28 protein-coding genes are annotated in these 25802 nt (G+C 64.7%); 15 read left to right on the top strand and 13 right to left on the bottom strand.

Annotated elements, in window-relative coordinates; genetic code table 11:
* Window positions 1-188: 188 nt before the first annotated feature.
* The gene (hfaB, locus tag PKA57_RS06740; protein ID WP_324298808.1) at window positions 189-1256 is read right to left on the bottom strand and encodes a holdfast anchoring protein HfaB; all 1068 of its coding nucleotides are present in this window, start codon (window positions 1254-1256) and stop codon (window positions 189-191) included.
* 374 nt (window positions 1257-1630) lie between these two features.
* Here hfaB and PKA57_RS06745 point away from each other — a divergent pair, with 374 nt between their 5' ends.
* The 3 genes from PKA57_RS06745 to PKA57_RS06755 all read left to right on the top strand — a co-directional run bounded on the left by PKA57_RS06745 (window position 1631) and on the right by PKA57_RS06755 (window position 3429).
* A complete protein-coding gene (locus PKA57_RS06745) occupies window positions 1631-2254 on the top strand; it encodes a 2-hydroxychromene-2-carboxylate isomerase (RefSeq protein ID WP_324298810.1) in 624 nt (207 codons plus the stop codon).
* Window positions 2247-3053 (top strand): rhomboid family intramembrane serine protease, encoded by an 807-nt coding sequence (locus PKA57_RS06750; RefSeq protein WP_324298812.1) that lies wholly within the window; start codon window positions 2247-2249, stop codon window positions 3051-3053. Before PKA57_RS06745 ends, PKA57_RS06750 begins: the two co-directional genes overlap by 8 nt.
* Window positions 3054-3135: 82 nt before the next feature.
* The gene (locus PKA57_RS06755; RefSeq protein ID WP_324298814.1) at window positions 3136-3429 is read left to right on the top strand and encodes a DUF4389 domain-containing protein; all 294 of its coding nucleotides are present in this window, start codon (window positions 3136-3138) and stop codon (window positions 3427-3429) included.
* On the opposite strand, the gene PKA57_RS06760 is transcribed toward PKA57_RS06755, so the two are convergent.
* The gene (locus PKA57_RS06760; protein ID WP_324298816.1) at window positions 3413-4114 is read right to left on the bottom strand and encodes a TetR/AcrR family transcriptional regulator; all 702 of its coding nucleotides are present in this window, start codon (window positions 4112-4114) and stop codon (window positions 3413-3415) included. The genes PKA57_RS06755 and PKA57_RS06760 overlap by 17 nt on opposite strands.
* Window positions 4115-4212: 98 nt before the next feature.
* On the opposite strand from PKA57_RS06760, the gene PKA57_RS06765 reads away from it, so the two are divergent.
* Together PKA57_RS06765 and PKA57_RS06770 are read left to right on the top strand one after the other, a co-directional pair.
* The gene (locus PKA57_RS06765) at window positions 4213-5643 is read left to right on the top strand and encodes a carotenoid oxygenase family protein (RefSeq protein WP_324298818.1); all 1431 of its coding nucleotides are present in this window, start codon (window positions 4213-4215) and stop codon (window positions 5641-5643) included.
* Window positions 5644-5651: 8 nt separating this feature from the next.
* Window positions 5652-6002 carry a hypothetical protein gene (locus PKA57_RS06770; protein ID WP_324298820.1) on the top strand — a complete coding sequence of 117 codons (351 nt, stop codon included), beginning with the start codon at window positions 5652-5654 and terminating at the stop codon, window positions 6000-6002.
* 2 nt (window positions 6003-6004) lie between these two features.
* Here PKA57_RS06770 and PKA57_RS06775 read toward each other — a convergent pair whose 3' ends face one another.
* Together PKA57_RS06775 and PKA57_RS06780 are read right to left on the bottom strand one after the other, a co-directional pair.
* Window positions 6005-6625: a GDYXXLXY domain-containing protein gene (locus tag PKA57_RS06775; protein WP_324298821.1), complete on the bottom strand. Its 621-nt coding sequence runs from the start codon at window positions 6623-6625 to the stop codon at window positions 6005-6007.
* Window positions 6622-7905 (bottom strand): DUF2157 domain-containing protein, encoded by a 1284-nt coding sequence (locus PKA57_RS06780; RefSeq protein WP_324298823.1) that lies wholly within the window; start codon window positions 7903-7905, stop codon window positions 6622-6624. Before PKA57_RS06780 ends, PKA57_RS06775 begins: the two co-directional genes overlap by 4 nt.
* A 200-nt stretch (window positions 7906-8105) precedes the next feature.
* On the opposite strand from PKA57_RS06780, the gene PKA57_RS06785 reads away from it, so the two are divergent.
* Window positions 8106-8534, top strand: a complete 429-nt coding sequence (locus PKA57_RS06785) for a CBS domain-containing protein (protein WP_324298825.1) — start codon at window positions 8106-8108, stop codon at window positions 8532-8534.
* A gap of 58 nt (window positions 8535-8592) precedes the next feature.
* On the opposite strand, the gene ilvD is transcribed toward PKA57_RS06785, so the two are convergent.
* Window positions 8593-10266 (bottom strand): dihydroxy-acid dehydratase, encoded by a 1674-nt coding sequence (gene ilvD, locus PKA57_RS06790; protein ID WP_324298827.1) that lies wholly within the window; start codon window positions 10264-10266, stop codon window positions 8593-8595.
* 121 nt (window positions 10267-10387) lie between these two features.
* Between ilvD and PKA57_RS06795 the strand changes: the two genes are divergently transcribed.
* Window positions 10388-11302: a LysR family transcriptional regulator gene (locus PKA57_RS06795; protein WP_324298829.1), complete on the top strand. Its 915-nt coding sequence runs from the start codon at window positions 10388-10390 to the stop codon at window positions 11300-11302.
* On the opposite strand, the gene PKA57_RS06800 is transcribed toward PKA57_RS06795, so the two are convergent.
* The 3 genes from PKA57_RS06800 to folE form a co-directional block, all read right to left on the bottom strand.
* On the bottom strand, window positions 11299-12348 hold the full coding sequence (locus tag PKA57_RS06800; RefSeq protein ID WP_324298830.1) for a patatin-like phospholipase family protein: 1050 nt from the start codon (window positions 12346-12348) through the stop codon (window positions 11299-11301). The two genes, PKA57_RS06795 and PKA57_RS06800, sit on opposite strands and share 4 nt — an antisense overlap.
* 135 nt (window positions 12349-12483) lie before the next feature.
* Window positions 12484-12927, bottom strand: coding sequence for a phosphoribosyl-AMP cyclohydrolase (gene hisI, locus PKA57_RS06805; RefSeq protein WP_324298832.1), 444 nt, complete (start codon window positions 12925-12927; stop codon window positions 12484-12486).
* A gap of 144 nt (window positions 12928-13071) precedes the next feature.
* Window positions 13072-13704, bottom strand: a complete 633-nt coding sequence (folE, locus tag PKA57_RS06810) for a GTP cyclohydrolase I FolE (RefSeq protein ID WP_324298909.1) — start codon at window positions 13702-13704, stop codon at window positions 13072-13074.
* Between the two features lie 592 nt (window positions 13705-14296).
* On the opposite strand from folE, the gene cysS reads away from it, so the two are divergent.
* From cysS to PKA57_RS06835, 5 genes are all read left to right on the top strand, one after another.
* Window positions 14297-15691 (top strand): cysteine--tRNA ligase, encoded by a 1395-nt coding sequence (gene cysS / locus PKA57_RS06815; RefSeq protein WP_324298834.1) that lies wholly within the window; start codon window positions 14297-14299, stop codon window positions 15689-15691.
* Window positions 15692-15698: 7 nt separating this feature from the next.
* Window positions 15699-16154, top strand: coding sequence for an iron-sulfur cluster assembly scaffold protein (locus tag PKA57_RS06820; protein ID WP_324298837.1), 456 nt, complete (start codon window positions 15699-15701; stop codon window positions 16152-16154).
* Window positions 16155-16515: 361 nt separating this feature from the next.
* Window positions 16516-16809 carry a membrane protein insertion efficiency factor YidD gene (gene yidD, locus PKA57_RS06825; RefSeq protein WP_324298911.1) on the top strand — a complete coding sequence of 98 codons (294 nt, stop codon included), beginning with the start codon at window positions 16516-16518 and terminating at the stop codon, window positions 16807-16809.
* Window positions 16806-18791 carry a threonine--tRNA ligase gene (gene thrS, locus PKA57_RS06830; RefSeq protein WP_324298839.1) on the top strand — a complete coding sequence of 662 codons (1986 nt, stop codon included), beginning with the start codon at window positions 16806-16808 and terminating at the stop codon, window positions 18789-18791. The genes yidD and thrS overlap by 4 nt, the downstream gene beginning before the upstream one ends.
* 79 nt (window positions 18792-18870) lie before the next feature.
* On the top strand, window positions 18871-19533 hold the full coding sequence (locus PKA57_RS06835) for an HAD family phosphatase (RefSeq protein WP_324298840.1): 663 nt from the start codon (window positions 18871-18873) through the stop codon (window positions 19531-19533).
* On the opposite strand, the gene PKA57_RS06840 is transcribed toward PKA57_RS06835, so the two are convergent.
* Window positions 19534-20085: an SRPBCC family protein gene (locus tag PKA57_RS06840; RefSeq protein WP_324298841.1), complete on the bottom strand. Its 552-nt coding sequence runs from the start codon at window positions 20083-20085 to the stop codon at window positions 19534-19536.
* 55 nt (window positions 20086-20140) lie between these two features.
* A complete protein-coding gene (locus PKA57_RS06845; protein ID WP_324298843.1) occupies window positions 20141-20464 on the bottom strand; it encodes a metalloregulator ArsR/SmtB family transcription factor in 324 nt (107 codons plus the stop codon).
* 135 nt (window positions 20465-20599) lie between these two features.
* Between PKA57_RS06845 and PKA57_RS06850 the strand changes: the two genes are divergently transcribed.
* Entirely contained in the window at window positions 20600-22360 is a 1761-nt protein-coding gene (locus PKA57_RS06850) for a hypothetical protein (protein WP_324298845.1), read from the top strand.
* Between the two features lie 2 nt (window positions 22361-22362).
* On the opposite strand, the gene PKA57_RS06855 is transcribed toward PKA57_RS06850, so the two are convergent.
* The gene (locus tag PKA57_RS06855) at window positions 22363-23181 is read right to left on the bottom strand and encodes a hypothetical protein (protein ID WP_324298847.1); all 819 of its coding nucleotides are present in this window, start codon (window positions 23179-23181) and stop codon (window positions 22363-22365) included.
* 107 nt (window positions 23182-23288) lie between these two features.
* On the opposite strand from PKA57_RS06855, the gene PKA57_RS06860 reads away from it, so the two are divergent.
* Entirely contained in the window at window positions 23289-23867 is a 579-nt protein-coding gene (locus PKA57_RS06860; RefSeq protein WP_324298849.1) for a nitroreductase, read from the top strand.
* Window positions 23868-23874: 7 nt separating this feature from the next.
* On the opposite strand, the gene PKA57_RS06865 is transcribed toward PKA57_RS06860, so the two are convergent.
* Entirely contained in the window at window positions 23875-24144 is a 270-nt protein-coding gene (locus PKA57_RS06865) for a hypothetical protein (protein WP_324298850.1), read from the bottom strand.
* 95 nt (window positions 24145-24239) lie between these two features.
* Between PKA57_RS06865 and PKA57_RS06870 the strand changes: the two genes are divergently transcribed.
* A complete protein-coding gene (locus PKA57_RS06870) occupies window positions 24240-24980 on the top strand; it encodes an HAD family hydrolase (protein ID WP_324298852.1) in 741 nt (246 codons plus the stop codon).
* Between the two features lie 8 nt (window positions 24981-24988).
* Here PKA57_RS06870 and PKA57_RS06875 read toward each other — a convergent pair whose 3' ends face one another.
* The gene (locus tag PKA57_RS06875; protein WP_324298854.1) at window positions 24989-25798 is read right to left on the bottom strand and encodes a phytanoyl-CoA dioxygenase family protein; all 810 of its coding nucleotides are present in this window, start codon (window positions 25796-25798) and stop codon (window positions 24989-24991) included.
* Window positions 25799-25802 lie beyond the last annotated feature (4 nt).

Below are 25802 nucleotides of genomic sequence, written 5' to 3' on the forward strand. Positions count from 1 at the left end.
GAAGTCAACTCGTTGCCGAAGCCGCGGACGGTGCCCCCGTTTGCGGCTTCGGTTGCGGCCGATACAAAGCCCGGCCGCGGGCTCTCAAGGTGCGGCCGAAAGGTTCGGCCGCCGGCAACCTGAGCTTCTCATCTCCGACGATCTGGTTGCGACGCCGCCGGAGAAATTTCAGGACACTTGCCCGTGCGTCAGTTCACCTGACCGCGAAGACCGGAATTGTCGATCTCGCTGTAATAGGCGTAAGGATCGCTCGCAGCGCGCTGCACGCTCCTCTGCTCGGTCGCGGCCGGGCCTGTGCGTTCCGCTTCGCGCTCGCGCACGGGGGAGGGGCGCTCGGCGGCGCCGGGGTTCGTCTGGCGATAGTCGATCGCGCCCATCGGGTCGCCCTTGTCGCCGAAGCGCGCGCAGTCCGACGGATTGACCTGATAGAGCGGCACCAGCATCTTCAGCACCGCGCGTTCGATGACGGAGCGCACGGCGAGCTGGATCGGCTCCATTGCGCTTTCGCCCGCGCCGATCTGGAAGAGCTTGCCGCCGAGGAAGTCGAAGACGCCCGCGCTCACTTCATGGCCGACGATCTGCTTCTGGTAGGAGACGAAGTCCACCACCTCCAGCGTGCGGCTGTTCACGAGCCGGAGATCGAGCCCGATATTCATCACATAGATCTTGCCGCCGGCATCCGCGCCCCAGCCCGTGTCCGAGGTGCTCGCGACCGAGCCCGACACGCCGCCCGAGCGGATGTTGAAGTTGAGTTCGGTGATGCCGCCGACGAGGTAGTAATTGCTGCCTCGGATTTCGCCCGCGAATATCTTGCGATAGTCGTTCTCGTCGGCATCTCCGATGAGCTTGTTGTTCGTGTATTTGAGTTCGAGTTCCGTCACCGAGGTGTCATAGCGCTCCACGAGCGGCACGCCGGCCTTGCCGAGTGCCGACATGGCCATGAGCGAAGCTCCTTGCGTGAGCTTGCGGCCGGAACCGTCCGCTTCTTCCTTGCCCGTATAGTCGCGGATATTGCCGACGGCGATGCGGATCGCCTGCTGGTTCGCCGGGATGTGCGTGGCGAGGCAGCGCAGCGCGGTCGAATAGGGCGTCTCGTTGTTGATGACCGGCGCATCGCCGATGGGAGAGGTGTACTGGCCGTTCGAACCTGCACTGGGGCTGATGCAACCCGTGAGCGCGAAGGCGATCGAAAGGGCGCCAAGCGTCCGCTTGGGCAGTCCCTGTTCAGCCAATTTCGACAGTCCGGTTGCAAGCACGATCGGTCTCCTGGTTGCCGGTTCCGGTCGCGCCCGACGGTCGTTTCTTGTGGATGCCGTTTTCGGGGCGCGGCCGAAGTCGAGCCATGGATTGCAACCGCTGTGCCACCATGGTCATGCGTCGTGTGTGGCGGACTTCCGCCATTTCTGCCCGCTGCCCGGCGGCAGTCTTGCGGCGTCGCGTCCTCGCCCAAGCCATTCGGCCGTCCCGCGACTGTCCTCTTTCGACACGCGCGGCAGGAAAATGTTAAGGCTGTGCGCCGCTGGCACGCGGTCGCGCAAGCGTCGCGCCGCCGGGTTGCGGAGTTCCATGGCGCGAGCGACACTCGCCACAACTGCCAAAGGCAATCGACCCCGACTGGAAAGGCACACTCTTGGCTGCGATCAGACCCACACTCGAATTCTTCTTCGATTGCTCGAGCCCCTGGACCTATCTCGCCTTCAGCCGCATCGAGGCGCTGGCCGAGCGGACGGGCGCCGTGATCGACTGGCGGCCGATCCTGGTCGGCGGCGTGTTCAATGCCGTCAATGAAAGCGTCTATGAGCAGCGCGCGAACCCGCATCCGGTGAAGAGCCGCTATTACGTCAAGGATCTGCGCGACTGGGCGCGCTATTGCGGTGTCGAGATCGGGCAGCCGCCCGTCTTTCCCGTTCGCGCGGTCGATGCGATGCGGGCCGCGATCGTCGCGCTCGACGAGGGCAAGCTCGTGCCCTTCGCCTGGGCGACGTTCCGTGCCTATTGGGGCGAACTCAGGGACATCTCGCAGCCGGAGGTGCTTGCCGAAATCTGCGGCGTGGCCGGGCTCGACTGGAAAATGGTCGCCGAGCGCATGAAGTCGGACGATGTGAAGGCGCGTCTGCGCGCCAACACGGAGGAAGTGGTCGCGCGGGGTGGCTTCGGTTCTCCGACCATGTTCGTCAACAAGACCGACATGTATTTCGGCAATGACAGGTTGCCGCTCGTCGAGGCGGCGCTCATGGCGGCCGCGCATGGTTGACATCGACGAGACGAGGCCGCGCCGCAGGGAGCCGCGCGCCTTCAACGTGCCTGGGGTGGTGCTTGCGCTCGTCGTTGCCATGCTCGGCGCATATGCCGTCTTCAGCCATCTGACGGACGATCAGCAGTCGGAGATACTCGTCCTCTTCGCGCTTTTTCCCGGCCGCTTCACCGGCGTCCCGGCCCATCCCGATCTCATCTTTCCGGGCGGCGCAGCGGGCGATCTATGGTCGCTCTTCAGCTACACCTTCCTGCATGGAAGCTGGACCCATGTGATCGTCAACAGTGTCTGGCTTCTCGCCTTCGGCAGTCCGGTCGCAAGGCGCATCGGCACGGTCCGGTTTCTGCTCTTCTATTTCTTCTGCGGCATCGCGGGCGCGCTGTTGCAGGTCTATCTCAATCCCGGCTCGCTTGTGCCTGTGGTCGGCGCCTCGGCCGCGATCTCGGGCCTCATGGGCGGCGCGGCGCGCTTCGTCTTTCTGGCCGACGGGGCGCTGGGCGGGCTTGGCGGCATGGGAGGCCAGGGAGCAGCGCCCCGCGCCAAGGCGAGCATTCTTCATGCGCTCACCGACCGCCGCGTGCTCATTTTCGTCGGCGTCTGGATCGGCCTCAATTTCCTCTTCGGGCCAACGGGGCTCACCGTCACCGGCGAGCAGATGAACATCGCCTGGGAAGCGCATCTCGGCGGCTTCCTCGCCGGGCTTCTGTTTTTCGGCTTTTTCGATCCCTACCGCATGTCGCCGTCCGGCGGCCCCGGCAATGTCGGCTATGGCGAATGGAGCGGGCGCAATCGGCTCTGACTTGCCTTATTGAATCTCGTCCGGGCAGGGCCACATGATCCGAAGCCCCTTTGTCGGGCTTCATCCGTGGAGGAAATGAGCGATGAGCGATACATCCGCCTCTTCGAGCGTAACCGAGCAGGAGCCGATCTGGCTGCGTTTCGTCTACATGATCGTGTTCGGCTTCCTCGCCAATGTCGCGTTCTCCCTGGCCATTTTCCTCGGGCTCGTTCAGCTCGTGGTGCTCCTCGTGACCAAGGAGAAGAACGAGGATTTGCGCCTCTTCAGCCGCAACCTCGTTCAGTACATCTGGGAATGCCTTGCCTTCGTCGTCTTCGCGCGCGAGGAAAAGCCGTTTCCGCTGGGCAAGTTCCCGTCGGTCAATTCTCCGGCTTGAGCGACCGGGCGGCCAGTGCTTCGAGTTTCGCCAGCCCCTTCGGCGTCAGCAGTCCCTTGAGGACGGCCCCGCAGGTAAGCGAGAAGCGCGTCTCGGCCGCTTCTGCGCTGGCGTGAAAGCCGGCAAGCTCGAGGCTGCACAGGCCATGAACGGTCGCCCACAAGGCATCGGCCATGATGGCGGGCGCGACATCGGAGGGCAGGCTTCCCTCCGCGACGCAAGCCTTCACCGCGTCGAAGAGCATCTGATAGCCGCGCTGCTGCGCGATGCCGCGCGCGGGCGGCGTCGTGCAGGAGGGCTCCTCGTGGCGCAGGCTCTCGCTCACCGGCATGGTGACGCTGATCATCAGCGCGTAATAGGACGGGTTTTCAAGGGCGAAGCTGCGATAGGCGCGCGCGAGCCCCTGGAGCCAGATGAGCGGCTCGGGCGCCTTCGGCACGGCGCGCTGCGCCTCGGCGAGCCGGTCGAAGGCTTCGTCGAACAGGGCGTTGATGAGCCCCTCCTTGCCGCCGAAGGCCGTATAGACCGCCATGGTCGAGGTGCCGACCTTCGCCGCGAGCTTGCGCAGCGAAATCGCGTCCGGCCCGCCGCGCATCAGCATTTCGCTCGCGGCATCGAGCAATGCCGCCCTCTGCGCGAGGCGGCGCCTGTCGGCCGCAATGTCAGCCCGCTCGTCCATGCTCATCGTCTCAAGATCTCCGTCCTCTCTGATAGCCGGGCTTGACCTGTAGCTCAATGGTTACCTATAACAATGTTATATCATCGTTATGAAGGGAGTCACCCATGTCGAAGCCCTTTCCGGACAATCCGCTTCTACGCGGCAATTTTGCCCCCGTCATGGCGGAGTGCGAGGCGCCGGACCTGGTGGTCGTCGAAGGCGAGCTTCCGGCGGGGCTCAACGGCACGCTCTACCGAAACGGTCCGAACCCCATGTTTCCGCCGCTCGGCAGCCAGCATCACTGGTTTCTGGGCGAGGGCATGGTCCATGCGATCCATGTCGAGGACGGCAGGGCGAGCTATCGCAATCGCTGGGTGCGGACGGAGCAGTATGTCGCCCAGCGGAAAGCGGGCCGCAGGCTTCTCGGCACCGGCTTCGGCGAGGGGGCGGCGCCGGGCGGAGAGGGCATCCGCAACAATGTCGCCAACACCAACATCGTCTGGCATGGCGGCAAGCTTCTGGCGCTGGACGAGGGCAACTCGCCCGTCGCCATGGATGGCGACACGCTCGAAACCCGGGGCACATGGACCTTCGAGGGCAAGTATCAGGGCCCGATGACGGCGCATCCGAAGATCGACCCCAGGACGGGCGAGATGCTGTTCTTCGGCTATATGGCGGCGGGGCCCGGCTCGCCCGACATTTCCTATCAGGTGGTCGATGCTTCGGGCCGTCTTGCGCGCTCCGAAATGTTCAAGGCGCCTTATGCCTCGATGGTGCATGACTTCATCACCACGGACGAGCATGTGATCTTCCCGATCTTTCCGGCGACGATCGATGTCGAGCGGATCATGAAGGGCGGCCCCGTGATTGCCTGGGATCCTTCCGCCGGCACGCGCATCGGCATCATGGCGCGCGATGCGAGCGTCGATACGATCCGCTGGTTCGAGGGCGATCCCTGCTATGTCTATCACCCGATGAACGCCTATACGCAGCGCGAAGGCGGCAAGACGCGCGTCATCGCCGATGTTATGAAATATATCCGTGTACCGCTCTTTCCGGATGCCGATGGCAGCAAGGCCGATCTCACGCTTGCCGATGCGCCATCCATGCTCGTGCGCTGGACCTTCGATCTCGACGGCAACTCCAACAGCTACAGGGAGGAGCCGCTGACCGATATGGGCGGCGAGTTTCCCCGGCTCGACGAGCGCTTCGCCGGGCTTTCCTATCGCCATGGATTCTATGCTGGCAATCGCCGTCCGCCCGCGCCGGGCAAGCCCTTCGACACGCTCGTCCATATCGACCTCGCCATCGGGCGGCGGCGCGAATGGGAGCCCGGTGCCGGAAAATATGTGATGGAGCCCGTTTTCGTGCCGCGCTCCGCCGCCGCGCCGGAGGGCGATGGATGGCTCGTCACGCTCGTCTATGACGAGGCGCGCAATCTCAGCGATTTCGTCGTGCTCGACACGGGCGACATCGCGAAGGGGCCGCTTGCCCGCGTGGAATTGCCGGCGCGCGTGCCTTTCGGTTTTCACGGCAACTGGCGCAACGCAGCCTGAGGCACACCATGTCCGTCTCCGAAACACTGAAGCGGCAGTGGTCCGTCTATGCGAAGGGCCATGCGGCGCGCCGCAATCTATTCATCCATATCGTCGCGGTGCCCGTCTTCATGGCCGGCTCGCTGGTGGCGATCGGCGGGGCGGCTTCCGCATCGCTGCCGCTTGCGGGTCTCGGCATCGCCGCCATGGTTCTGTCGCTGGCGTTGCAGGGGCGAGGGCACAGGCTCGAAGCGGTGCCGCCAGATCCCTTCCGGGGCCCTGCCGACATACTGCTCCGCATCCTGCTGGAGCAGTGGGTCACTTTCCCCCGCTATGTGCTCACGGGCGGCTGGTATCGCGCCTTCCGCGCGGCTTCCTGACTTCAGAGCAGCGGCTCTTCATAAAGGAGTTCGCCGTCGAGCCGCAGGCCCTTGATCGCCGCCTCGCCATTGCGGGCGAGGGCGACATCGACCGAAAGCGCCTGCGCGTTGCGGGCGTTTTCGAGTTTGCGGCCTTGCCCCTCCGGCACGAAATAGCTTTCGATGCCATAGGTGACGGTCAGCATGACGCATTCTTCGCAGGGGACTTCCTCGACGTTTTTCGAGCGTGGAAGGGCGCGCACGCGCGGCACGTTTCGCGCGACGCTGGTGATCCGGCCACGGATGATCTTGCTGTCGCCCGCATTCTTCGGATAGTCGCGCCAGACGCCGGCCGCCCGCCAGTCCGCGCCTTCCGGCACCAGCGCCACATAAACCCTGTCGCCGTCGCTGAACGATTTGTCGCCGGTCAGGCTTTCAAGCGAGAGTCGCGAAAGGCCATAGGCGAGCGTCACATAGTCGCCCCGGAAGAGGTCGCGCGGATCGACCGGCTCCGTCTTGAGCGTCACCGTATCCGGCGAGCGCAGAAGCGCCATGCGGTCGGCGACGATCCAGCCGATGATGATCGTTTGGAGCAGGACGAGGATGATGAGGGCCGCGCCGAAGCGGCCGAACCGTGCGATCATTTCTGCGCTCCTTCTCCGGCGGCTCCGACGAGCTTCCTTCGTACCCGCGCGAGGAGGAGGCTGCCTGCGATCAGGATGATGCCGCCAAGCGCGAAGAAGGCGGCCGTGCCGAGCAGCGAGCCCAGCGTCTCGAAATAGAGATAAAGGACCTCGACGGCGAAGGCCGCGAAACCGGCATTGAGCGCGAGCCTGTTCCTTCGGTTCGAGCCATAGGCGAGGAGCCAGGCCGAGAGCGCGAGGAAGAGCGCGGCATAGGCCCAGGGCACCAGCCCCGGCACGAAATGGGCGAGCGGCGGATAGAGCAGCGCGCCGAGCGCGATGAGGCTTATGCCGCCTGCATCCCGCTGGGCGAGACGCCCGCTTCGGATGTCGCCCCGGCCGAGCGTTGCGGCGCCAGCCATTGCGAGCGCTGCGGGCAGGAGCCACAGAGCGCCGCCCTTGCTTTCGGGCGGCATCGCCTGCAGCACCCAGAGGAGCGCGAAGGAGGCGGCGATGCCATAGGCTTCCATGGCGCCGCCGAAACGCGACGAGGTTTGCGATATGCGAAGGCCCGCGAGCCAGAGCACGATGCTGATGAGGATGTAGATCGCAGCGATTTCTCCCCGCCCGCAGTCGAGCGCCGTTGCCAGCGCCTCGGCATTGAGGATCGCCCAGACATAGGCGGTCAGGATGGCGAGGTGAAAGCCGGAGAGCCAGCTCAGCCGGATGGTGAGCGCGAGCGCGGCCGCCCAGGGCAGGAAGAAGCCCCAATGCGCGGCGCCCGGCTGCGGCGCGATCCATGCGGACCAGAAGATCGCGAGCAACAACGAAAGCGCCAGCGCTGGCCGCGATGGCAGCGCCCAGGCGCTGGCGAGCGCGACGAGGCACCAGACGAGCAGCCAGCCGGGATCGTCCGAGCTGACATGGTAGATCTGCGCGATGAGGGCGATGTTCGCGCCGAAAAGCGCGAGCCCGCCGAGGACCGCGGCTTGCGCAAAGGCCGGGTGGTCGCGCCGCGCCAGCACGAAGGCCGCGCCATAGGCTGCCCACATCGCGCCGACGAGAATGACGAGCTTGGCGAGCTTGGACATCTCGCTCCAGTTCGCGGCGACGAAGCTCATGGCGGCAAAGCCGATCAGCACCGCGCCGAGAAGGGCGAGCAACTGGGGAATGCGGCGCGTGGCCGCTTCTCCGCCCGCCGACGCCAGAATGGCCTCGGCGTTCTGGGGCGTCACCCAGCCGCGCTCGATCCAGTGTTCGAGATCATGTTTCAGCCGCTGGAGATAGGCGCGTTGCCACATTTGCCTGCCGTCGAATCGTTGATGCCGTTTCGGTCCGTTGCAGAGCTTATCGCCTGTTTGATGCCGGGGATCAGGTGCTTCCCGGTGGGGAAGCGTCGAAAATCGTTCTCGCGGCGCAAGCAGTCTTGCGAATCGTGATGCTTGCTCCGTGCGACTGAATGCCGCATCATGGTCTCAAGCCCGGTAACGGAGGAGAAGCCATGAATGTTGCCTCTATCCTGAAGGCCAAGGGTTCCGATGTCGTGACGGCCACGCCGGTCATGACGCTTGGCGAAACCGCGCGATTGCTGACCAGCCGCCGTATCGGCGCCGTCGTGGTGCTCCATGGACAGCAGGTGCTCGGCATTCTGTCGGAGCGCGATATCGTCAAGGCGGTCGCGGCTTCCGGCGCCGAGGCGCTCGACCGTCCGGTGCGCGATTTCATGACGTCGCGCGTCACCACCTGCGATCTCAACGATTCAGCCGATGAGCTGATGGACATCATGACGAATGGCCGGTTTCGCCATCTGCCGGTCGTTCACAAGGGCGAACTGGTCGGGATCGTTTCGATCGGCGACGTGGTGAAGCACCGCATCGCGGAAACCGTGATGGAAACGGAGGCGATGCGCCTCTACATCGCGAGCAGCTAGGCTCCAAACGATGAGCGGACCGGTGTGATCTTCACGCCGGTCCGCGCCGTTCGTCGATTTACCCTGTCACTGCGCCTTCGCTTGCGGGCCTTGCAAGCTGGGCGAACTTGCCGAGCACTCCACGCGTATAGCGGGGCGGTGGCTGGCGCCATGCCTTGCGCCGCGCTTCGATCTCGGCCTCGTCGACATCGAGTTGCAGAAGCAGCCGGTGGGCGTCGATGGTGATGAGATCGCCTTCCTTCACAAGAGCGATGGTGCCGCCCTCATAGGCTTCGGGTGTCACATGGCCGACGACCATGCCCCATGTTCCACCGGAGAAGCGCCCGTCGGTGATGAAGCCGACGCTCTCGCCGAGGCCGCGGCCGACAATGGCGGAGGTGGGCGCGAGCATTTCCGGCATGCCGGGGCCGCCGCGCGGGCCGAGATAGCGCAACACCAGAACATCGCCCGGCTTGATCTTGTCCGACAGGATCGCGTCCATCGCCGACGCCTCGTCGTCGAAAACGCGGGCCGGTCCCTGAATGACCGGGTTTTTCAGCCCGCTGATCTTCGCGACGGCACCATCGGGCGCGAGATTGCCCTTCAGAATGGCGAGATGGCCTTCGTCATAGAGCGCCTTTTCGAGCGGGCGGATGACCGTCTGCCCGGCTGCGGGGCTGTCCGGTATGTCGGCCAGTTCCTCGCCCAGCGTCCGGCCGGTGATGGTGAGGCAATCGCCATGGATGAGCCCGGCATTGAGCAGGAGCTTGAGAACCTGCGGCACGCCGCCGACCCTGTGAAGATCAACGGCCATATAATGGCCCGAAGGCTTCAGATCGCAGATGACGGGCACCTTGCGGCGGATGCGCTCGAAGTCGTCGAGCGTCCATTCGACCTCGGCCGCATGGGCAATGGCGAGATAATGCAGGACGCCATTGGTGGAGCCGCCCGTCGCCATCATCAGCGCGACGGCATTCTCGATCGAACGGCGCGTGATGATGTCGCGCGGCCGGATGTTCTTGCGGACGGCTTCGACGAGGACGCGCGCGGATTCCGCCGTGCTGTCGATCTTTTCCCCATCGGGGTTCGCCATGGTCGATGAGTAGAGGAGCGACATGCCGAGCGCCTCGAAGGAGGAACTCATCGTGTTCGCCGTGTACATGCCGCCGCAGGAACCCGTGGTCGGGCAGGCATTGCACTCGATGCCCTCGAAATCCTCCTCGCTCATCTTGCCGGCCATGTAGGAGCCGACCGCCTCGAAGGCCGAAACGATGGAGAGGTCTTCACCTTTCCATTTTCCCGGCTTGATCGTGCCGCCATAGACATAGATGCCGGGGACGTTGGTGCGTGCGAGCGCGATCATGCCGCCCGGCATGTTCTTGTCGCAGCCGCCAATGACGAGGACGCCGTCCATCCATTGGCCCTGCACGCATGTCTCGATGCAGTCGGCGATGACCTCGCGGGAGATGAGGGAGTATTTCATGCCCTCGGTGCCCATCGCCATGCCGTCGGAAATCGTCGGCGTACCGAACATCTGCGGGTTTCCGCCCGCTGCCTTGATGGCGGCGGCCGCCGCATCGGCCAGCGGCTGAAGCCCGGCATTGCAGGGGGTGATGGTCGAGTGGCCGTTCGCAATGCCGATCATCGGCTTGTCGAAATCGGCCTTTTCGTAGCCCAGGGCGTAGAACATCGCCCGGTTGGGCGAGCGGGCGATGCCTTGCGTGATGTGCTTCGATCTTTCATTGGCGGACATGGGCGTTTCCTCCCGGTCAGACGTGGCGGCGTCGGTCAGTCATGCTTAGATCGTTTTCAAACAAGAAAGAAATATATTATTCTCCTGATATTAAGACGTTTTTCGTATCACGGGGCCTGTGATGGATCTCCGGCAGCTTCGCTATTTCGTGACGGTCGCGGAGGAGCTGCATTTCGGCCGCGCCGCCGAGCGGCTCGGCATGACGCAGCCGCCGCTCAGCCAGTCCATTCTCGCACTTGAACGTGAGCTTGGCGTCAGCCTGTTTGTGCGGACGAAGCGGATGGTCGCGCTGACGCCTGCCGGCGCCCAATGGCTGCCGCATGTGCGAAAGCTGCTCGATGACGCGGCCGCGCTGCCCGAGGTCGCGCGTCAGCTCGCGCGCGGAGAGGCGGGGCTCCTCAAGCTCGCCTTTGTGAGCACCGCCGATTACAGCGTTCTGCCGCCGCTCGTCAGCGGCTTCACCGCCGCTTATCCCGCCGTTCAGGTGACGCTTCTCGAGGCGACGAGCGATCTTCAGATCGAAGCGCTGCTCGATGGCGAGATCGACGCTGGCTTCATCATTCCGCCTCCACAGGCAACGCTTCATCCTTCGCTCGATTATTTCGCATTGCTGCGCGAGCCCCTCGTCGCGGCGATGCCGGAAGCCTGGGCGAGGGAAGGGCGGGTCGAATGCGCGAAGGGAAAGGTGAGGCTCGCCGATCTCGAAGCCGAGCCGCTCATCATCTTCCCGCGCCGCACGGCGCCCGCCTTTCACGACCTCATCACCGGCTATTATGCGGTGAGTGGCGCGGAGCCGCGCATCGGCCAGGAGGCGATCCAGATGCAGACCATCATCAGCCTCGTCTCGGCGGGCATGGGCATCGCGCTCGTTCCACGTTCGCTCGAAAATCTCGGCCGCGCTGGAGTGCGCTATGTCGCGCTTGAAGGCGAGCCGCCCAGCATCGAAACGGGCCTCGTCTGGCGCCGCGACAACCCCTCGCCGACATTGAGCCGCTTTGTCGGCATCGCGCGGACGCTGGCAAGCGAAGTCCGCTAGCGCAGCAGCTCGCACATTTCCCTGATCTGCGGAAGGGCTTCCTCCGCCGCTTCCTCGCCGAGACGGATGAGTTCGTCCGCGCGATCGAACTCGAGCAGGGTCAGGTGGCCGATCTTCGGCGCAATGACGATGTCGGGCGGATCGCTGGCGAGGCGCGCGCGGGCGAGGCGGTCCTGCACGATATTGAGCGAGGCGAGGAGAACGCTCGCAAAGCCCGGCCCGCGCTGCCGCGTGCCCATGGCGCGTTTGACGATTTCGCGCTCCGCGCTTCTGCCCTTGCCGCGCAGGCGGCTCAGAGTGGTGCGGATCCCGAGCATGAGCGGGCTGTCGGCGCCCGGTTCGCCCGGCGCCATCGCCGCCTCGACCTCGGCTTCCTCGGCAACGAGTTCGTCGATCTCTTCGGTGAGGTCGTATTCCTCCGGCAATGGCGGCATGGGGCTCACATAAAGCGGGGTATGGCCGCCTTCCCAGTGCCGCCGCGTCGCGGGATCGAAGGGATCGGTGTTGAGGTTCACCGCGATGACGAGACGGGCGCCGAGCGCGCGAGCGACGGAAACCGGCACCGGGTTCACGATGGCGCCGTCGATGAGCCAGCGCTTGTCGACCGGCACGGGTGTGAAGACGCCGGGCAGCGCGTAGGAGGCGCGGATCGCCTGTACGAGACTGCCCTCGCGCAGCCACAGCTCATGGCCGGTCGCAAGTTCGGTCGCCACGGCCACGAAGATGCGGTCGAGGTGCTCGATCCTGAGCCCTCCCAGATGTTTGAGCATGATCGCTTCGAGCTTCGCATCGCCTATGAGGCCGGAGGAGCGGAAGCGGAAGTCGATGAGGCCGATGAGCCTGCGCCGCGTCAGCGAGCGGGCGAAGTCTTCGAGCGGATCGAGCTTGCCGGCGATATGGCAGCCGCCGACGAGCGAGCCGATCGAGGTGCCGGAAATGATGTCGGGTTCGATGCCGGCGCGGGAGAGCGTCTTCAGTACGCCGATATGCGCCCAGCCCCGGGCGACGCCGCTTCCAAGTGCAATGCCGATTTTCGGACGGGTCATTCCAGATGCTTCGTCAGTAGAACCCCCCGTTGGGGCATCATGCGCCTTTGCCGCGCCGCTTGAAAAGGGGCGACTTCGGCGTGGCCGGAGGATGTCGATGCCGTTCGGGCGGAAAAGAGGCGGGGCGAGGCAGGGTCAGCCGGGCTTCCGGTCGGCGATCTTGCTCTCGATCGTGCGGAGCCGGACCTCGGCGCCGCCGGGCGCCAGTTCGACCGAGCGGTAGAAGCAGGAGCGGTAGCCGACATGGCAGGCGCCGCCATCGCCGCCCACCTCGACGCCGATGAGCAGCGCGTCCTGATCGCAATCGACCCGCATGGCGACGACCTTCTGCGTCTGGCCGCTCGTTTCGCCCTTGCGCCACAGAGATTTGCGTGAACGGCTCCAGTACCAGGCCTCGCCGGTGCGCAGCGTGCGCTCCAGCGCATCCGCGTTCATCCAGGCGAACATCAGCACTTCGTTCGTGGCGGCGTCGCTCGTGATGACCGGGATGAGGCCGTCCGCATCGAATTTCGGCGTGAAGACGGTTCCGTTCTCGATCTCGTTTTCGCTGCCGCGCGGGCCGAAAAGGGAAGAGCTCATGATGCGCCAAACCTCGAATGCCTCACGGCCCGGTTCGTCCGGGCCATCCACGTGCTTCATGCATTGTATAGCAAAGATGCAAATGGCCCGCATGAAGCGGGCCATCAACTTGCAGTCGGGGAACGGGACGCGGGCGAAGCGCGATCAATAGCCGCGAATCATCTGCATGAAGCGGGCTTCGAGGCGCGGATCGTCGCGGAAGACGCCGGTGAACTGGCTCGTGATGGTCGCCACGTCGGGCTTCTTCACGCCGCGCGTGGTCATACACTGGTGCTTGGCCTCGATGAGGATGGCGACGCCGGCCGGCTCGAGCGCGCGGTTGATGGTGTCGACGATCTGCGCCGTCATCGTCTCCTGCGTCTGAAGGCGCTTGGAGAAAATCTCGATCACACGCGCGAGCTTGGAGATGCCGACGACTTTGGAGGTCGGGACATAGGCGATATGCGCCTTGCCGAGAATGGCGACCATGTGGTGCTCGCAATGGGACTCGATGGCGATGTCCCGGAGCATGACCATGTCGTTATAGCCTTCGACTTCCTCGAAGGTGCGCGTCAGTTCCTTGTAGGGGTCTTCCTTGTAGCCCTCGAAGAATTCCTCATAGGCGCGGACGACGCGGCCGGGCGTGTCCAGCAGGCCCTCGCGGCTCGGATCGTCGCCCGCCCAGGCGATCAGCGTGCGCACGGCGGCTTCCGCTTCCTCGCGGCTGGGCTTCTTCAGGGGCGAGGGGCGGGTGGTGCCGTCCAAGGTTGAGCGCAAGCCGTCAACTGCAGCATTCATGTCCATTTGACCATCTCTGGAGCGCGATCCGCCAAGCATGGGCTACTTTGCGGCAGGGGCGCACTCTGGCTGTTGAATCGAGAGCATGATGTCCCGGTCGGTCACGGGCCTTCCGGTCATGCTCCCCGGGGTTTCCCGCCGGCACGTCCTCGCCGATGTGGAGGGCGGATGCCGCCGGTTCAAGTCAACGAAGCCGGTACCATTCGGCGCCGGCCCGTTTTGCCCATCAAGCACGGGGGGTTTATGCCATGCTCATTTTGATGTGACATCGTCTGAAGCATGCATATAGCCTTGCGAAAACCCGCTATCAAGGCCGGTCGATCCAATAGAAATCGCAAACTATTCAGGGTTAAAGTGGCCTGCGGACAGCCGCGCCGGGCGCGGAATGGCTGGATTTCCAGGCCTTGCCGCTCCCGATCGGGTTGATTAACAATGGCTGGGCGTCCCAGCGGCCATATTCGCCATTCCGGCGCCCGGGAGATCGGTTTATGACCTGTCGAAGCACACGAGATTCGACTTTCACGGCCTGAAGACCTCCGGCGACCGGGGTCCGGGCCAGGACTCCACGCAAGCTCTTGAGATCAGGCCACCGATGACGACGTCCCCGCGACTGACGCTCCATAATTCGCTCACCCGCCGCAAGGAGGTGTTCGAGCCCGCCGATCCGGCGCGGGTGACGATGTATGTCTGCGGTCCGACGGTCTACAGCTACGCCCATATCGGCAATGCGCGCCCGGCGGTTGTCTTCGACGTGCTGGCGCGGCTTCTTCGCCGCCTCTACCCGAATGTCGTCTACGCGCGCAACATCACCGACATCGAGGACAAGATCATCGCCGCCGCGAAGGAGCAGGGCGTCGAGATCGCCGCGATCACGGAGAAATATGCGCGGATCTATCGCGAGGACATGGGCACGCTCGGCGTGCTGCCGCCCGACATCGAGCCCAAGGCGACCGAAACCATCGCCGGCATGATCGCGATGATGGAGCGGCTCATCGCCAGCGGCCACGCCTATGAGGCGGATGGCCATGTGCTCTTCAACGTGCCGAGCTATGCCGAGTACGGCCGCCTGTCGGGCCGCAACCGCGACGACATGATCGCAGGCGCGCGGGTCGAGGTCGCGCCCTACAAGAAGGACCCGGCCGACTTCGTGCTCTGGAAGCCCTCGACGCCGGACCAGCCCGGCTGGGACAGTCCCTGGGGCCGCGGCCGCCCCGGCTGGCATATCGAATGCTCGGCCATGATCGAAAAGCATCTCGGGCGGACGATCGACATTCACGGCGGCGGCATCGACCTTCAGTTCCCGCATCACGAGAACGAGATCGCCCAGTCGAACTGCGCGCATGACCATGCGCCGCTGGCGCGCTTCTGGCTGCATAACGGCTTCGTCAACATCGAAAAGGAAAAGATGTCGAAGTCGCTCGGCAATGTGCTGCTGGTGCACGATCTCATCGCCCAGGCGCCGGGCGAGGCGATCCGGCTTGCGCTCCTCAATGGCCATTACCGTCAGCCGCTCGACTGGACGGCGGACGGGCTCGCCCAGGCGCGGCGCATGCTCGACCGGCTCTATGGCGCCTTGCGTGCGCTTTCCGATGTGGAGGCGGACGCAAACGACACCGTGCCCGACGCCTTCATGGAGGCGCTGACCGACGATCTCAACACGCCCAAGGCGCTCGCCGTTCTCTTCGATCTCGCCCGGCAGGCGCATGTGGCGACCGAGCCGGCGGAGCGGGCGCGGCTCAAGGCGGCGCTCCAGAATGCGGGCTATCTCGTCGGCCTTCTGCAAGCCGACCCGGAAAGCTGGTTTGCAGGAGCCGGGGTCACACCCCATATCGATGCGGAAGAGATCGAGGCCCTGATCGCGGCCCGGGCGGCGGCGCGCAAGGGGCGGGATTTCAAGGAAGCCGACCGTATCCGCGACGAGCTTGCCGGGCGCGGTATTCTGATCGAGGACGGCCCGCAGGGAACGCTCTGGCGGGTCGCCGGTTGAAACGAAGATGCTGAACGAGATTTACAACACGCGCATTCTGAAGCTCGCGGCGGACATTCCGCTGTCGGAGCGGCTTGCCGATCCGGATGCGAGCGTGACGGCCGTCTCCAAGCTCTGCGGCTCCAAGGTCACCGTCGATGTGAAGGTCGAAGGTGACCGGGTGGTCGCCTATGGAGCGGATGTGAAGGCATGCGCGCTCGGTCAGGCGTCGTCCTCGATCATGGCGCGCCATGTCATCGGCGCGACAGCGGCGGAACTCCACGAGGTCGGCGCCGCCATGCGCCGCATGCTCAAGGAGGGTGGCGAGCCGCCGCGCGAGATCTATGGCGGCAAGTGGCGCGACCTCGAGGTGCTGGAGCCGGTGCGCGACTACAAGGCGCGCCACGCTTCCACGCTGCTCGTCTTCGACGCGGTGGAAGAGGCTGTCGACAAGGCGATGGCAGACGCGCAGGAAAAGGCGTGATGGCCGTCTCTGGCATTCGCCGCCGCGGAATGTAATATTCTGTCAACCATACCGGCATAGCCTGCCGGCAGGGACCGGAAGGAGCGGCGCTCCCTCCGCATTGGATGCCAAACATACGGAACGCCAAACAAGGACGAGAGCGTGTCTTTGCAACCGGCACAGATCAAGGGCCTGAGGAGTGGGACTGCGGCGCGGCCCGGCACCCCCACTAGCAGCGGCCCGGCCTGAGAAGCCGGGCCCTGAGGCGCGCGTCTGCGTGCCGGCCTTCGCTTCAATTTGCAAACTTCCCGCTATGGCCGGTCCATTGGACCCCGGCTCATTCGTCGGCCCCTGAATGCGATTTGCCCCTTTCTCGCTCGCGATGCGTGGCCTGATCCAGCTCTATCGCTGGTTCATCTCGCCATTGCTCGGTCCGCGCTGCCGGCACCTGCCGAGTTGCTCCGACTATGCGATGGAGGCAATCGAGCGTCATGGCGCCTGGAAGGGCGGGTGGCTCGCGCTCTCGAGGTTGAGCCGGTGCCATCCATACGGTACGCATGGGTTCGACCCTGTGCCGCAGACCCTCCCCGAGTTGCCGTGGTACAGGCCCTGGGCGTTTGGGCGCTGGTCCTGGTCGGCCGAATTGCGCGGGACGGAAGAGAGAAAAACAAGATGATCAAGGTAACGCTGCCCGACGGATCGGTGCGTGAACTGGCGGAGCCGATGGACGGCCGCGCCTTTGCGGAGAGCATTGCGAAATCGCTGGCCAAGAAGGCGATCGCCGTCAAGATCGACGGCAAGGTGAAAGACCTTGTCACGATGATCGACCGGGATGCGATCGTCGAGGTGGTGACGCCGACGACGCCGGACGGGCTCGAAATCCTGCGCCATGACTGCGCCCATGTGATGGCCGAAGCCGTGCAGGAGCTTTTCCCCGGCACGCAGGTCACAATCGGGCCGGTGATCGAGAACGGTTTCTTCTACGATTTCGCGCGGGCCGAGCCCTTCCGCGCCGAAGACCTCGAGAAGATCGAGGAGCGGATGCGCGAGATCGTCGACCGCGACGAGAAGATCACGCGCGAGGTCTGGCCGCGCGACGAGGCCATCGCCTATTTCAAGAAGATCGGCGAAGCCTACAAGGCCGAGATCATCGAGGGCATTCCGGCGGGCGAGGACGTCTCCGTCTACCGCCAGGGCAACTGGCTCGATCTCTGCCGCGGGCCGCATCTGCCTTCGACGGGCAAGCTCGGCAAGGCCTTCAGGCTGACGAAGCTCGCCGGCGCCTATTGGCGCGGCGACAGCCGCAACGAGATGCTTCAGCGCATCTATGGCACGGCCTGGGCGACGGAAGCCGACCTCAAGGCCTACCTTACCATGGTGGAGGAGGCCGAGCGGCGCGATCATCGCAAGATCGGCCGCGAGATGGATCTCTTCCATCTGCAGGAGGAGGCGCAGGGCTCCGTCTTCTGGCACCCGAAGGGCTGGCGCGTCTGGCAGGCGCTGGAGCAGTATGTGCGCCGGCGCATCGACGCCTCGGGCTATGTCGAGGTTCGCACGCCGCAGCTTCTCGATGCAAAATTCTGGGAGCAGTCCGGCCATTGGGGCAAGTACCGGGAAAACATGTTCGTTGTTCCCGACGAAGTTCCCTCGACGGACGATGATGCGCCGATCGTTTCGGGCAAGGCCAAGCTCATGGCGATCAAGCCCATGAACTGCCCCGCGCATATCCAGATCTTCAAGCAGGGCGTGAAATCCTATCGCGACCTGCCGCTGCGCATGGCCGAGTTCGGCTGCTGCCACCGCAACGAGGCGCATGGCGCGCTGCACGGGCTCATGCGCGTGCGCCAGATGACGCAGGACGACGCGCACATCTTCTGTCGCGAGGACCAGATTCAGAGCGAGACGGAGGCGTTCGTCGCGCTTCTCGAAAGCGTCTATGACGATATGGGGTTCACGGATCTCAACGTACGTCTGGCGCTCAGGCCCGAGCAGCGCGTCGGTTCCGACGAGACGTGGGACAGGGCGGAGCGCGCGCTTGCCGATGCGCTCGACGCGCTCGGCCGCAAATATACGCTGGCGCCGGGCGAGGGCGCCTTCTACGGCCCCAAGCTCGAATTCCATCTGAAGGATGCGATCGGCCGCTCCTGGCAGCTCGGCACGCTGCAGCTCGACTTCAACCTGCCCGAACGGCTCGACGCTTCCTATATCGGCGAGGACAGCGCCAAGCACCGCCCGGTGATGCTGCATCGCGCGATCCTCGGCTCGCTCGAGCGCTTCATCGGCATTCTGATCGAGCATTACGAGGGCAAGTTTCCGCTCTGGCTCGCGCCGGTGCAGGTCGTGGTCGCCACCATCACCTCGGAAGCCGACGGCTACGCGCAGGATGTCGCGCAGGCGCTTCGCGATGCGGGGCTCAGGGTCGAACTCGATCTCCGGAACGAGAAGATCAATTACAAGGTCCGCGAACATTCCGTCGGCAAGGTTCCGGTGATCCTCGTCGCGGGCAAGCGCGAGGCGGAGGAGCGCACGGTGTCTGTCCGCCGTCTCGGCTCGACCGACCAGAAGGTGCAGGCGCTGGACGAGGCGATCCGGGCGCTCGCCGCCGAGGCAACGCCGCCGGATCAGAGGCCCGCGGCGCTCAAGGCCGCGGCCGAATGATGAGAATGCCGAGTGATGCAAATGAAGGGGGAAGCGCGGAGCTTCCCCCTTGTGCTTTCGAGCGGAGTGTTTGAGCGTGATGTCGTTTCCCAATCCCGTCGAGGCCGTCATCTTCGATATGGACGGGTTGCTGCTCGATACCGAGCGCATCTACAGGGTCGTGCTGCAAAGGGCGTGCTCCGCGCTCGGCTATGAGATGACCGATGCGCTTTTCCATTCGCTCATCGGCGTTCCGGGACCGGCGGGCTACGCGATCATCCGCGCGCATTTCGGCGAGGGATTTCCGCTCGACGGCTACAAGTCGCGCATCGCCGAAATCGCCGAGGAATTGCTGGCGGCGGGCATCCCGCTGAAGGCGGGCGCCGGTGAATTGCTCCTTGATCTCGGCGCGCGAGGTGTTCCCATAGCGCTTGCGACCTCATCGTCGCGTGCGGTCGCCGAGAGGCACCTGAGCCGCGCGGGCATTCGCGATCATTTCGAAATCGTCTTCACCGGCGACGATGTGACGAACGGCAAGCCGGATCCCGAAATCTTCATGAAGGCGGCGGGCGCGCTGGCGATGAAGCCGGGTCGATGCCTCGTGCTCGAGGATTCGCACAACGGCATCCGTGCGGCACATGCCGCTGGCACGATGCCCGTCATGGTGCCGGATATCGTCGCGCCGACGGCGGACATCCGCGCGAAATGCGTCGCCGTCGTCACCGATCTGCATGAGGCGCGTCGCCTGCTCGAAGGGCGCTGATCAGGCGGGACGCCGCTTCCCATAGCGTTTGCGGTATTCGTCCTCGACGCCGTCGAAGGCTGTCCAGAAAGGCGTTGTCGGATTTCCTTCGAGCTGCTCGGCCAGCAGCGCGAGATGCGTGTGCCAGCCGCCGGACACGTTGATGGCATCGTCGATATTGGCAAGGCGGCGGTGAGTGAGGACGAGGCGCACCTTGTCGCCCTCCTCGCTGAGTTCGATGATGACTTCGGAGCCGGCCGGGTCGAGATCGTCGTCCCAGGTGAAGCACAGCCGACGCGGCGGCTCGTAACCGGTGACGATGTGCCTGCTTTCGAAAATGCCGCCATATTGCTTGAAGCGTTCGGGCGGCGGGGCGGGGTGCGGTCCGAGATTGGAATTGTCGAAGGTGATGTCCATCCTGCCGCCGATGCGTGGCTCCATGGGGCCGCTCGCAAACCAGGTGCCGCGCTTCTCGGCATCGGTCAGATAGGACCAGACGCGCTCGATGGGGCCAGGCAGGAGGCGCTCGAACCGGACGGTGTCGTTGCCAATGAGTACGCCGTATTCGTTCATCGCTTCACCTTTCCAGAATGTGGGGCTTTGCGCCACGGGCGGACGCCATTTCCGTTCACGAGCCTTTCTTGTCCGTGTCGGAGGCCTTTTGCAGCTCGCGCTCCAGCGCGTCGAGCTTCGGATTCCAGAAGCGGCGAACGCGCTGCAGCCAGGCATCAACCTCCGCCAGCCCCTCCGGGTCGAGCGCGTAGATGCGCCGCTGCGCATCGATGCGCACACGGACGAGACGCGCCGCCTTCAGCGTCTTCAGATGCTGGGAGACGGCGGGCGGCGTCATGGCGAAGCGGCGCGATATTTCCCCGGCCGAAAGTTCGCCTTCGCTCAGCATCTCGACGATCTGGCGGCGGGTGGGGTCGGAAAGGGCGGCAAAGGCTTGCATGGCGATGATATTGTAGAAACCACTTAATTAAGTAAATAGAAAAATTAGACGCCTCCGCGTTCGTGCCGGACTTGCCACAGGCGGTTATGGTTAAGTTTCGGTAACCGATCAGGATTCTGGGGGGCGCGAGGGGACATGAAGGGAAGGGGGCTTGCCGCCATTTTACTGGCGCTGCTGGCGGGTCTGTGCGCAGCGCGAGCGGAGGGCGATCTGCCGCCCGGTCAGACGGCGCCCGCCACCATGTCACCCGCCACCATGTCACCTGTGGTGAGCGCTGGCGAGGCGCTGAGCACGGCTGCCATGCCCGCGCCGCCCGCGCTCCAGTGGCGGATCACCAAGCCCGAATGGAGCGCGAGCGACGAGCGCGCCTTCGGCGATTTCGTGAGGGCCATCGGCAGGAGCGATTGCCGCACGGTGGCGGAATGTCTTTCGGGGCCGGCCAATATCTACCGCAACAGCGATCCGGCGGGCCTGAGCTTCTATGCCGATTGCGCGGACCTGCCCTATGTGCTGCGCGCCTATTTCGCCTGGAAGAACGGCTTGCCCTTCTCCTATGCGAGCGCGGTCGCGGCGAATGGCAACTCGACGGACCTTCGCTATTCGGCGCGAGGCAATCATGTCGTCCTGCGCACCGATGTGACGACGGCCGCGCCAGGTGCCTTTCCCAATGCGCGGATCGTCTTCCTCAATCTCATCAATTCGATTTCGACGGCCATGTACCGTGTGCCGCCGGGAGAGAGGCAAGGCGCGCTCGCGGATTTCTACCCGGTGCGGATCGCGCCCGGCTCAATTCGTCCCGGTACGGTCATTTATGATCCTAACGGTCATGCGGCGACCGTTTACGATGTGGACGATGAAGGCCGCATCCGCTTCATCGACAGCCATCCCGACAATTCCGTTTCGCGCGGTGACTATGGACATCGCTTCGTCCGCGCGTCGCCTCCGATGGGGGCGGGCTTCAAGAACTGGCGCCCGCTCGTGCTCGCCGGAGCAACGCAGGCGCCCGATGGCAGCTATGTCGGCGGCGTCATCAAGCCGCGTGCCGACAGCGAACTGGCGGATTGGTCCGACGAACAGTTCTTCGGCAATGCGGAGCCGAAGCCTGCCGAGTGGCGCAAGGCGCGGTTCGTCCACAAGGGCGAGGCGCTCGATTATTACGATTATGTGCGCCGCGCCGTTGCGGGCCACGACATCGTCTACGATCCCATCGTCGAGACGCGGAGCCTGCTGAAGGGCCTTTGCGACGATCTGCATTATCGCGTCATGGCTGTCGATATCGCCGTGAAGGCGGGCATCGACAGGCAGCCGCAGCCCGGCCGCCTGCCGGACAATATCTATGGCACATCGGGCGACTGGGAGACTTACTCGACGCCGTCTCGCGATGCGCGCCTCAAGACCTCGTTTCTGGAATTGAAGGATCAGGTCGCGAAGTTTCTGGAGATGGCGCGGCAAGGCTCGAAAAGCATTTCCTATTCGGGCAGCGACCTTGCGGGCGATCTCGCTGCGACCTATCGCGAGGCGGCGGCATCCTGCCCGGTGAGCTATCAGGCAAGCGACGGCTCGATGCGGACCCTGAGTTTCGAGGAAGCGCGCCAGCGCCTCTTCGACTTTTCCTTCGATCCCTATCATTGCCCCGAGCGGCGCTGGGGCGCGCAGCCGGGCGCCGAACTTGCGACGTGCCGCGACGATGAAACGAAGACGGCCTGGTATGCGGCGCAGCAGCGGCTCCGCAATCAGATCGAGCGCACCTATGATGCGAGGATGGGTTTCAGCCTTGCGGAGCTTGAGGCGGGAGCGCCGGGAAGCGGGCGGGACGCGCCGCCCGATATCGACACGCTGGCGCTGATCGGCAGAAGCATGAACGCGAAGGCGGCCGAGGCAGCGCCCTTGCGCTGAGATCAGAAGCGGTGCCAGAGGCCGAATTTCAAGGCGCGCTCGCGCACGATGTTGCGGCCGGCCACCGTCTGCATGACGCCGACTTCCACGGCGAGCGGTTTCGCCACGTCCTGAACGATCGACGCGCCGAGCTTCGCGGCGCTCGGGCTGGCGATCGCGGAATTGCCGCGCCCGACTGAGGCGAAGTTCTCGCTCTTCACAAGCAGCATCGTGCCGTCGCGCGGCTTGAGGCCGAGGGTGACATCCGACTTGAACTGAGCCGGGCGTCCGGCGGGGCGGTGGCGATAGCCGATCAGGGTGTCGGTGAAGCCATCGACGCCGAAGATGTTGAAGCTCCGCCCCGCTATCACATCGAGTTCATGATCCATGTCGCCGCGCCGCGAGGCGAAGGGATCATCGCCCGCGCTCGTGCCGTGAACCGCGATCACCGGCTGCACGGCAAAGCGCGTGCCGCGCCATTCGCCAAGCGAGACGCGAAGACCAACCTCGGCCCGCGAAAAGCCCTGCTGGCGAAAGGTGATGCCGTAATAATTGGTTTCGTCGCGAAGCCAGGCGAAAGTGCCGACAAGGGTGAGGCTCTCTGTGGCGCCGTATTCGACATAAGGCGCGACTTCGTTTTTGCTGTACGAACTACGCGGCGCGACCTTCCCCGATGAGTTGAAACCGTCCGTCGCTTTCGAGACGATGACGGGAAGGATGACGAGCGTTTCGCCCTTCGGAAGCGGCCAGGCGCCTGCGCGGGCCGGATCCGATGACGCCGTTCCGGCCAAAGCCAGCGATGTTGCCGCGAAAAGAATCCGCCCCGTCCGTGAAATATCCACGGAAGCCCCCCCTCGATTGCCCCATGGCGATGGTGAGGGGCGGCCTTGCTTCTGTAAAGAGCAATGGCCTAGTTTGCGATGCCTTTCATCTCGTGAGGTTCAGTGCATTGTCTCGTTCTCAGGAAACCATCGATCTTCTTCTCACGCGCCGCTCGGTGAAGCCCATGAACATGGCCGAGCCGGGGCCGACGCCGGATGAGGTCGAGATCATTCTCCGCGCCGGCGCGCGCGTGCCCGATCACGGCAAGCTCGCGCCGTGGCGTTTCATCCTGTTCAGGGGCGATGCGCGGCGCGCTTTTGGCGAGGTGCTGAAAGAGAGATATCGCGCCATCGAGCCGCGTGCCGGCGACGACCTGCTGGCGATCGAAGCGGGGCGGTTCCTTCGCGCGCCGCTCGTTGTCGCTGTCGTTTCGCGCCTCGTGCCGAGCCGCAAGGCGCCCGAATGGGAGCAGCGCCTTTCGGCTGGCGCCTCGTGCCAGAACATGCTGGTGGCAGCGACGGCGCTCGGCTATGCCTGCACCTGGATCACGGAATGGTACGCTTATGACGAGGAGATCGCCCGTGCTCTCGGACTTGGCGAGAGCGAGCGCGTGGCGGGGTTTCTCTATTTCGGCAGCACCAGCTTGCCGAGGGATGAGCGCGAGAGGCCCGTGCTTGCCGACATCACCACGGAGTGGAAGGGCTGACGCCCGTTCAGCGGGCGCGGATATCGCCGTCCTGGCGCATGGCGGTCAGGCGGCCCTGATGGAGCGCAATCATTTGCGCGTGGTCGCGCTTCGCACCGCCCGGCTGCCGGGTGCCGAATATGTGATGCCGGTGGTCATAGACATAGGCGACAATGACCAGAAGCAGAAGCACGCCGGTCGAGACGCCCGCGCCGTGACTCTGGAGGTAGGTGAGCGCGGTGATCGCCGCACTCGCCAGAACAAGTATCAGCGCCAGGCCGATCTTGAATGCGCGCATTTCCGGAGTCCCCCGCTTCGAGCTTTCATGTTTGAATCGGCCGCATCCGACGAGAGTATATCCCGCAATCGCCGCAAAGCGGAAATGTGAGTTTCATGGGCAGTCAGGGTTCGGAGCATCGGGCGCGGCAACGCATCAGGGGCGTCCTTTTCGACAAGGACGGCACGCTTTTCGAGTATCACGGGACCTGGGTGCCGATCATTTTCGAGGCGGCGTCGATGGTCGCGGAGGGGGATGCGGCGCTCATCTCGCGCCTCGTCGTTGCGGCGGGCTATGACGAGGCGCGGCGGCAGATCAGGGCCGGGAGCCTCTTTGCCGGCGGCGACACGATCGAACTTGCGGATACGTGGCGGCAGCTCGGGGTTCGCCGCGAGCAGACCGACCTCGTGACCTCGCTCGATGCGCTTTTCGCGCGGCTTGCGCCCGCCATGTCGGTTCCGGTGACCGACCTTCCCGCGCTGTTCTCGACGCTGACGGGTCGCGGCCTCAAGCTCGGGCTCGCCACCAACGATGTCGAGGCTTCGGCGCGGGCGCTCATGGCGCGTTTCGCGCTCGATCCGTTCCTCTCGTTTCAGGCGGGCTATGACAGCGGGCATGGAGCGAAACCCGGACCGGGCATGACGCTCGCCTTCTGCGAACGGGTGGGCCTTGCCCCCGGGAGCGTGGCAGTCGTCGGCGACAACAGGCACGATCTCGACATGGGCCGCGCGGCCGGGGCGGGGCTTCTCGTCGGTGTCCTCACGGGCACGAGCGCGCATGCCGATCTCGCGCCGCTCGCCGATGCGGTGATCGAGAGCGTGGCGGATCTGCCGTCGCTGCTCGATGTCTATGTCTAGGTCCGTGACTAGGCGAGATCCCAGATCGACTTGAAGTCGCGCGTCTCGTCGAGAAGGCGCTGCGCGGGCGTCTTCTTGTCGATATGCCCGATGAGATTGCGATAGGTGCCGAAGCCGCAAAGCTCCTGCAGGCGCGGCTCGAAACGGCGGACGATTTCGAGCGGGATGCCGAGCTGCTGGTTTTCCTGCTGGCGGATGTAGCCCGCACAGTAATTCATGGCGATGCCGACGCGGCGCGCGCCGGAATTGTTGGCGCCGCCGCCATGCCAGAGGCTTCCATGCCAGATGAGAACCGAGCCTTTCGGCATTTCGGCCGGAATGCTGTCATAGTGCTGGCCGTAATTGGGCGAGGCATCCGCTTTGTGCGTACCCGGAATGATCCGCGTCGCGCCGTTCTTCTCGGTGAAGTCGGTGAGCGCCCACATCGAATTGCAGACGAAGGGCGCATGGGGTTTTGCGACCGGCATCACCTGATCGTCGGCATGGATGGGTTGCGCGATCTCGCCCGGGTCGATGGAGATCGAGGAAAGTGACGAGACGAGGCAGCCGGGGTCGAGCACGCCCTCGACGATGGGCAGCACGTTCGGATGCACGGGGATGCGCTGGAATATCTCGCCAAGCGCGAGGAGATTGTAGATGCGGACCGTGTGGTGGCCTTCGAAGCCGTTGCGCGCGGGCACGATGCCGAGATCCTTCTCGAGCCGCAGCAGTGTCTCGTTCAGCGCATCGACGAGATCGGGCTCGATCGCGTTTTCGACGATGGTGAAGCCGTGCTCTTCGACTTCCGCCAGATGGGTTTCGAGGCTTTTCTTGTTCATTGGG

Source organism: Parvibaculum sp., from assembly GCF_035325945.1.
In the GTDB taxonomy this organism is placed as follows: Bacteria; Pseudomonadota; Alphaproteobacteria; order Parvibaculales; family Parvibaculaceae; genus Parvibaculum.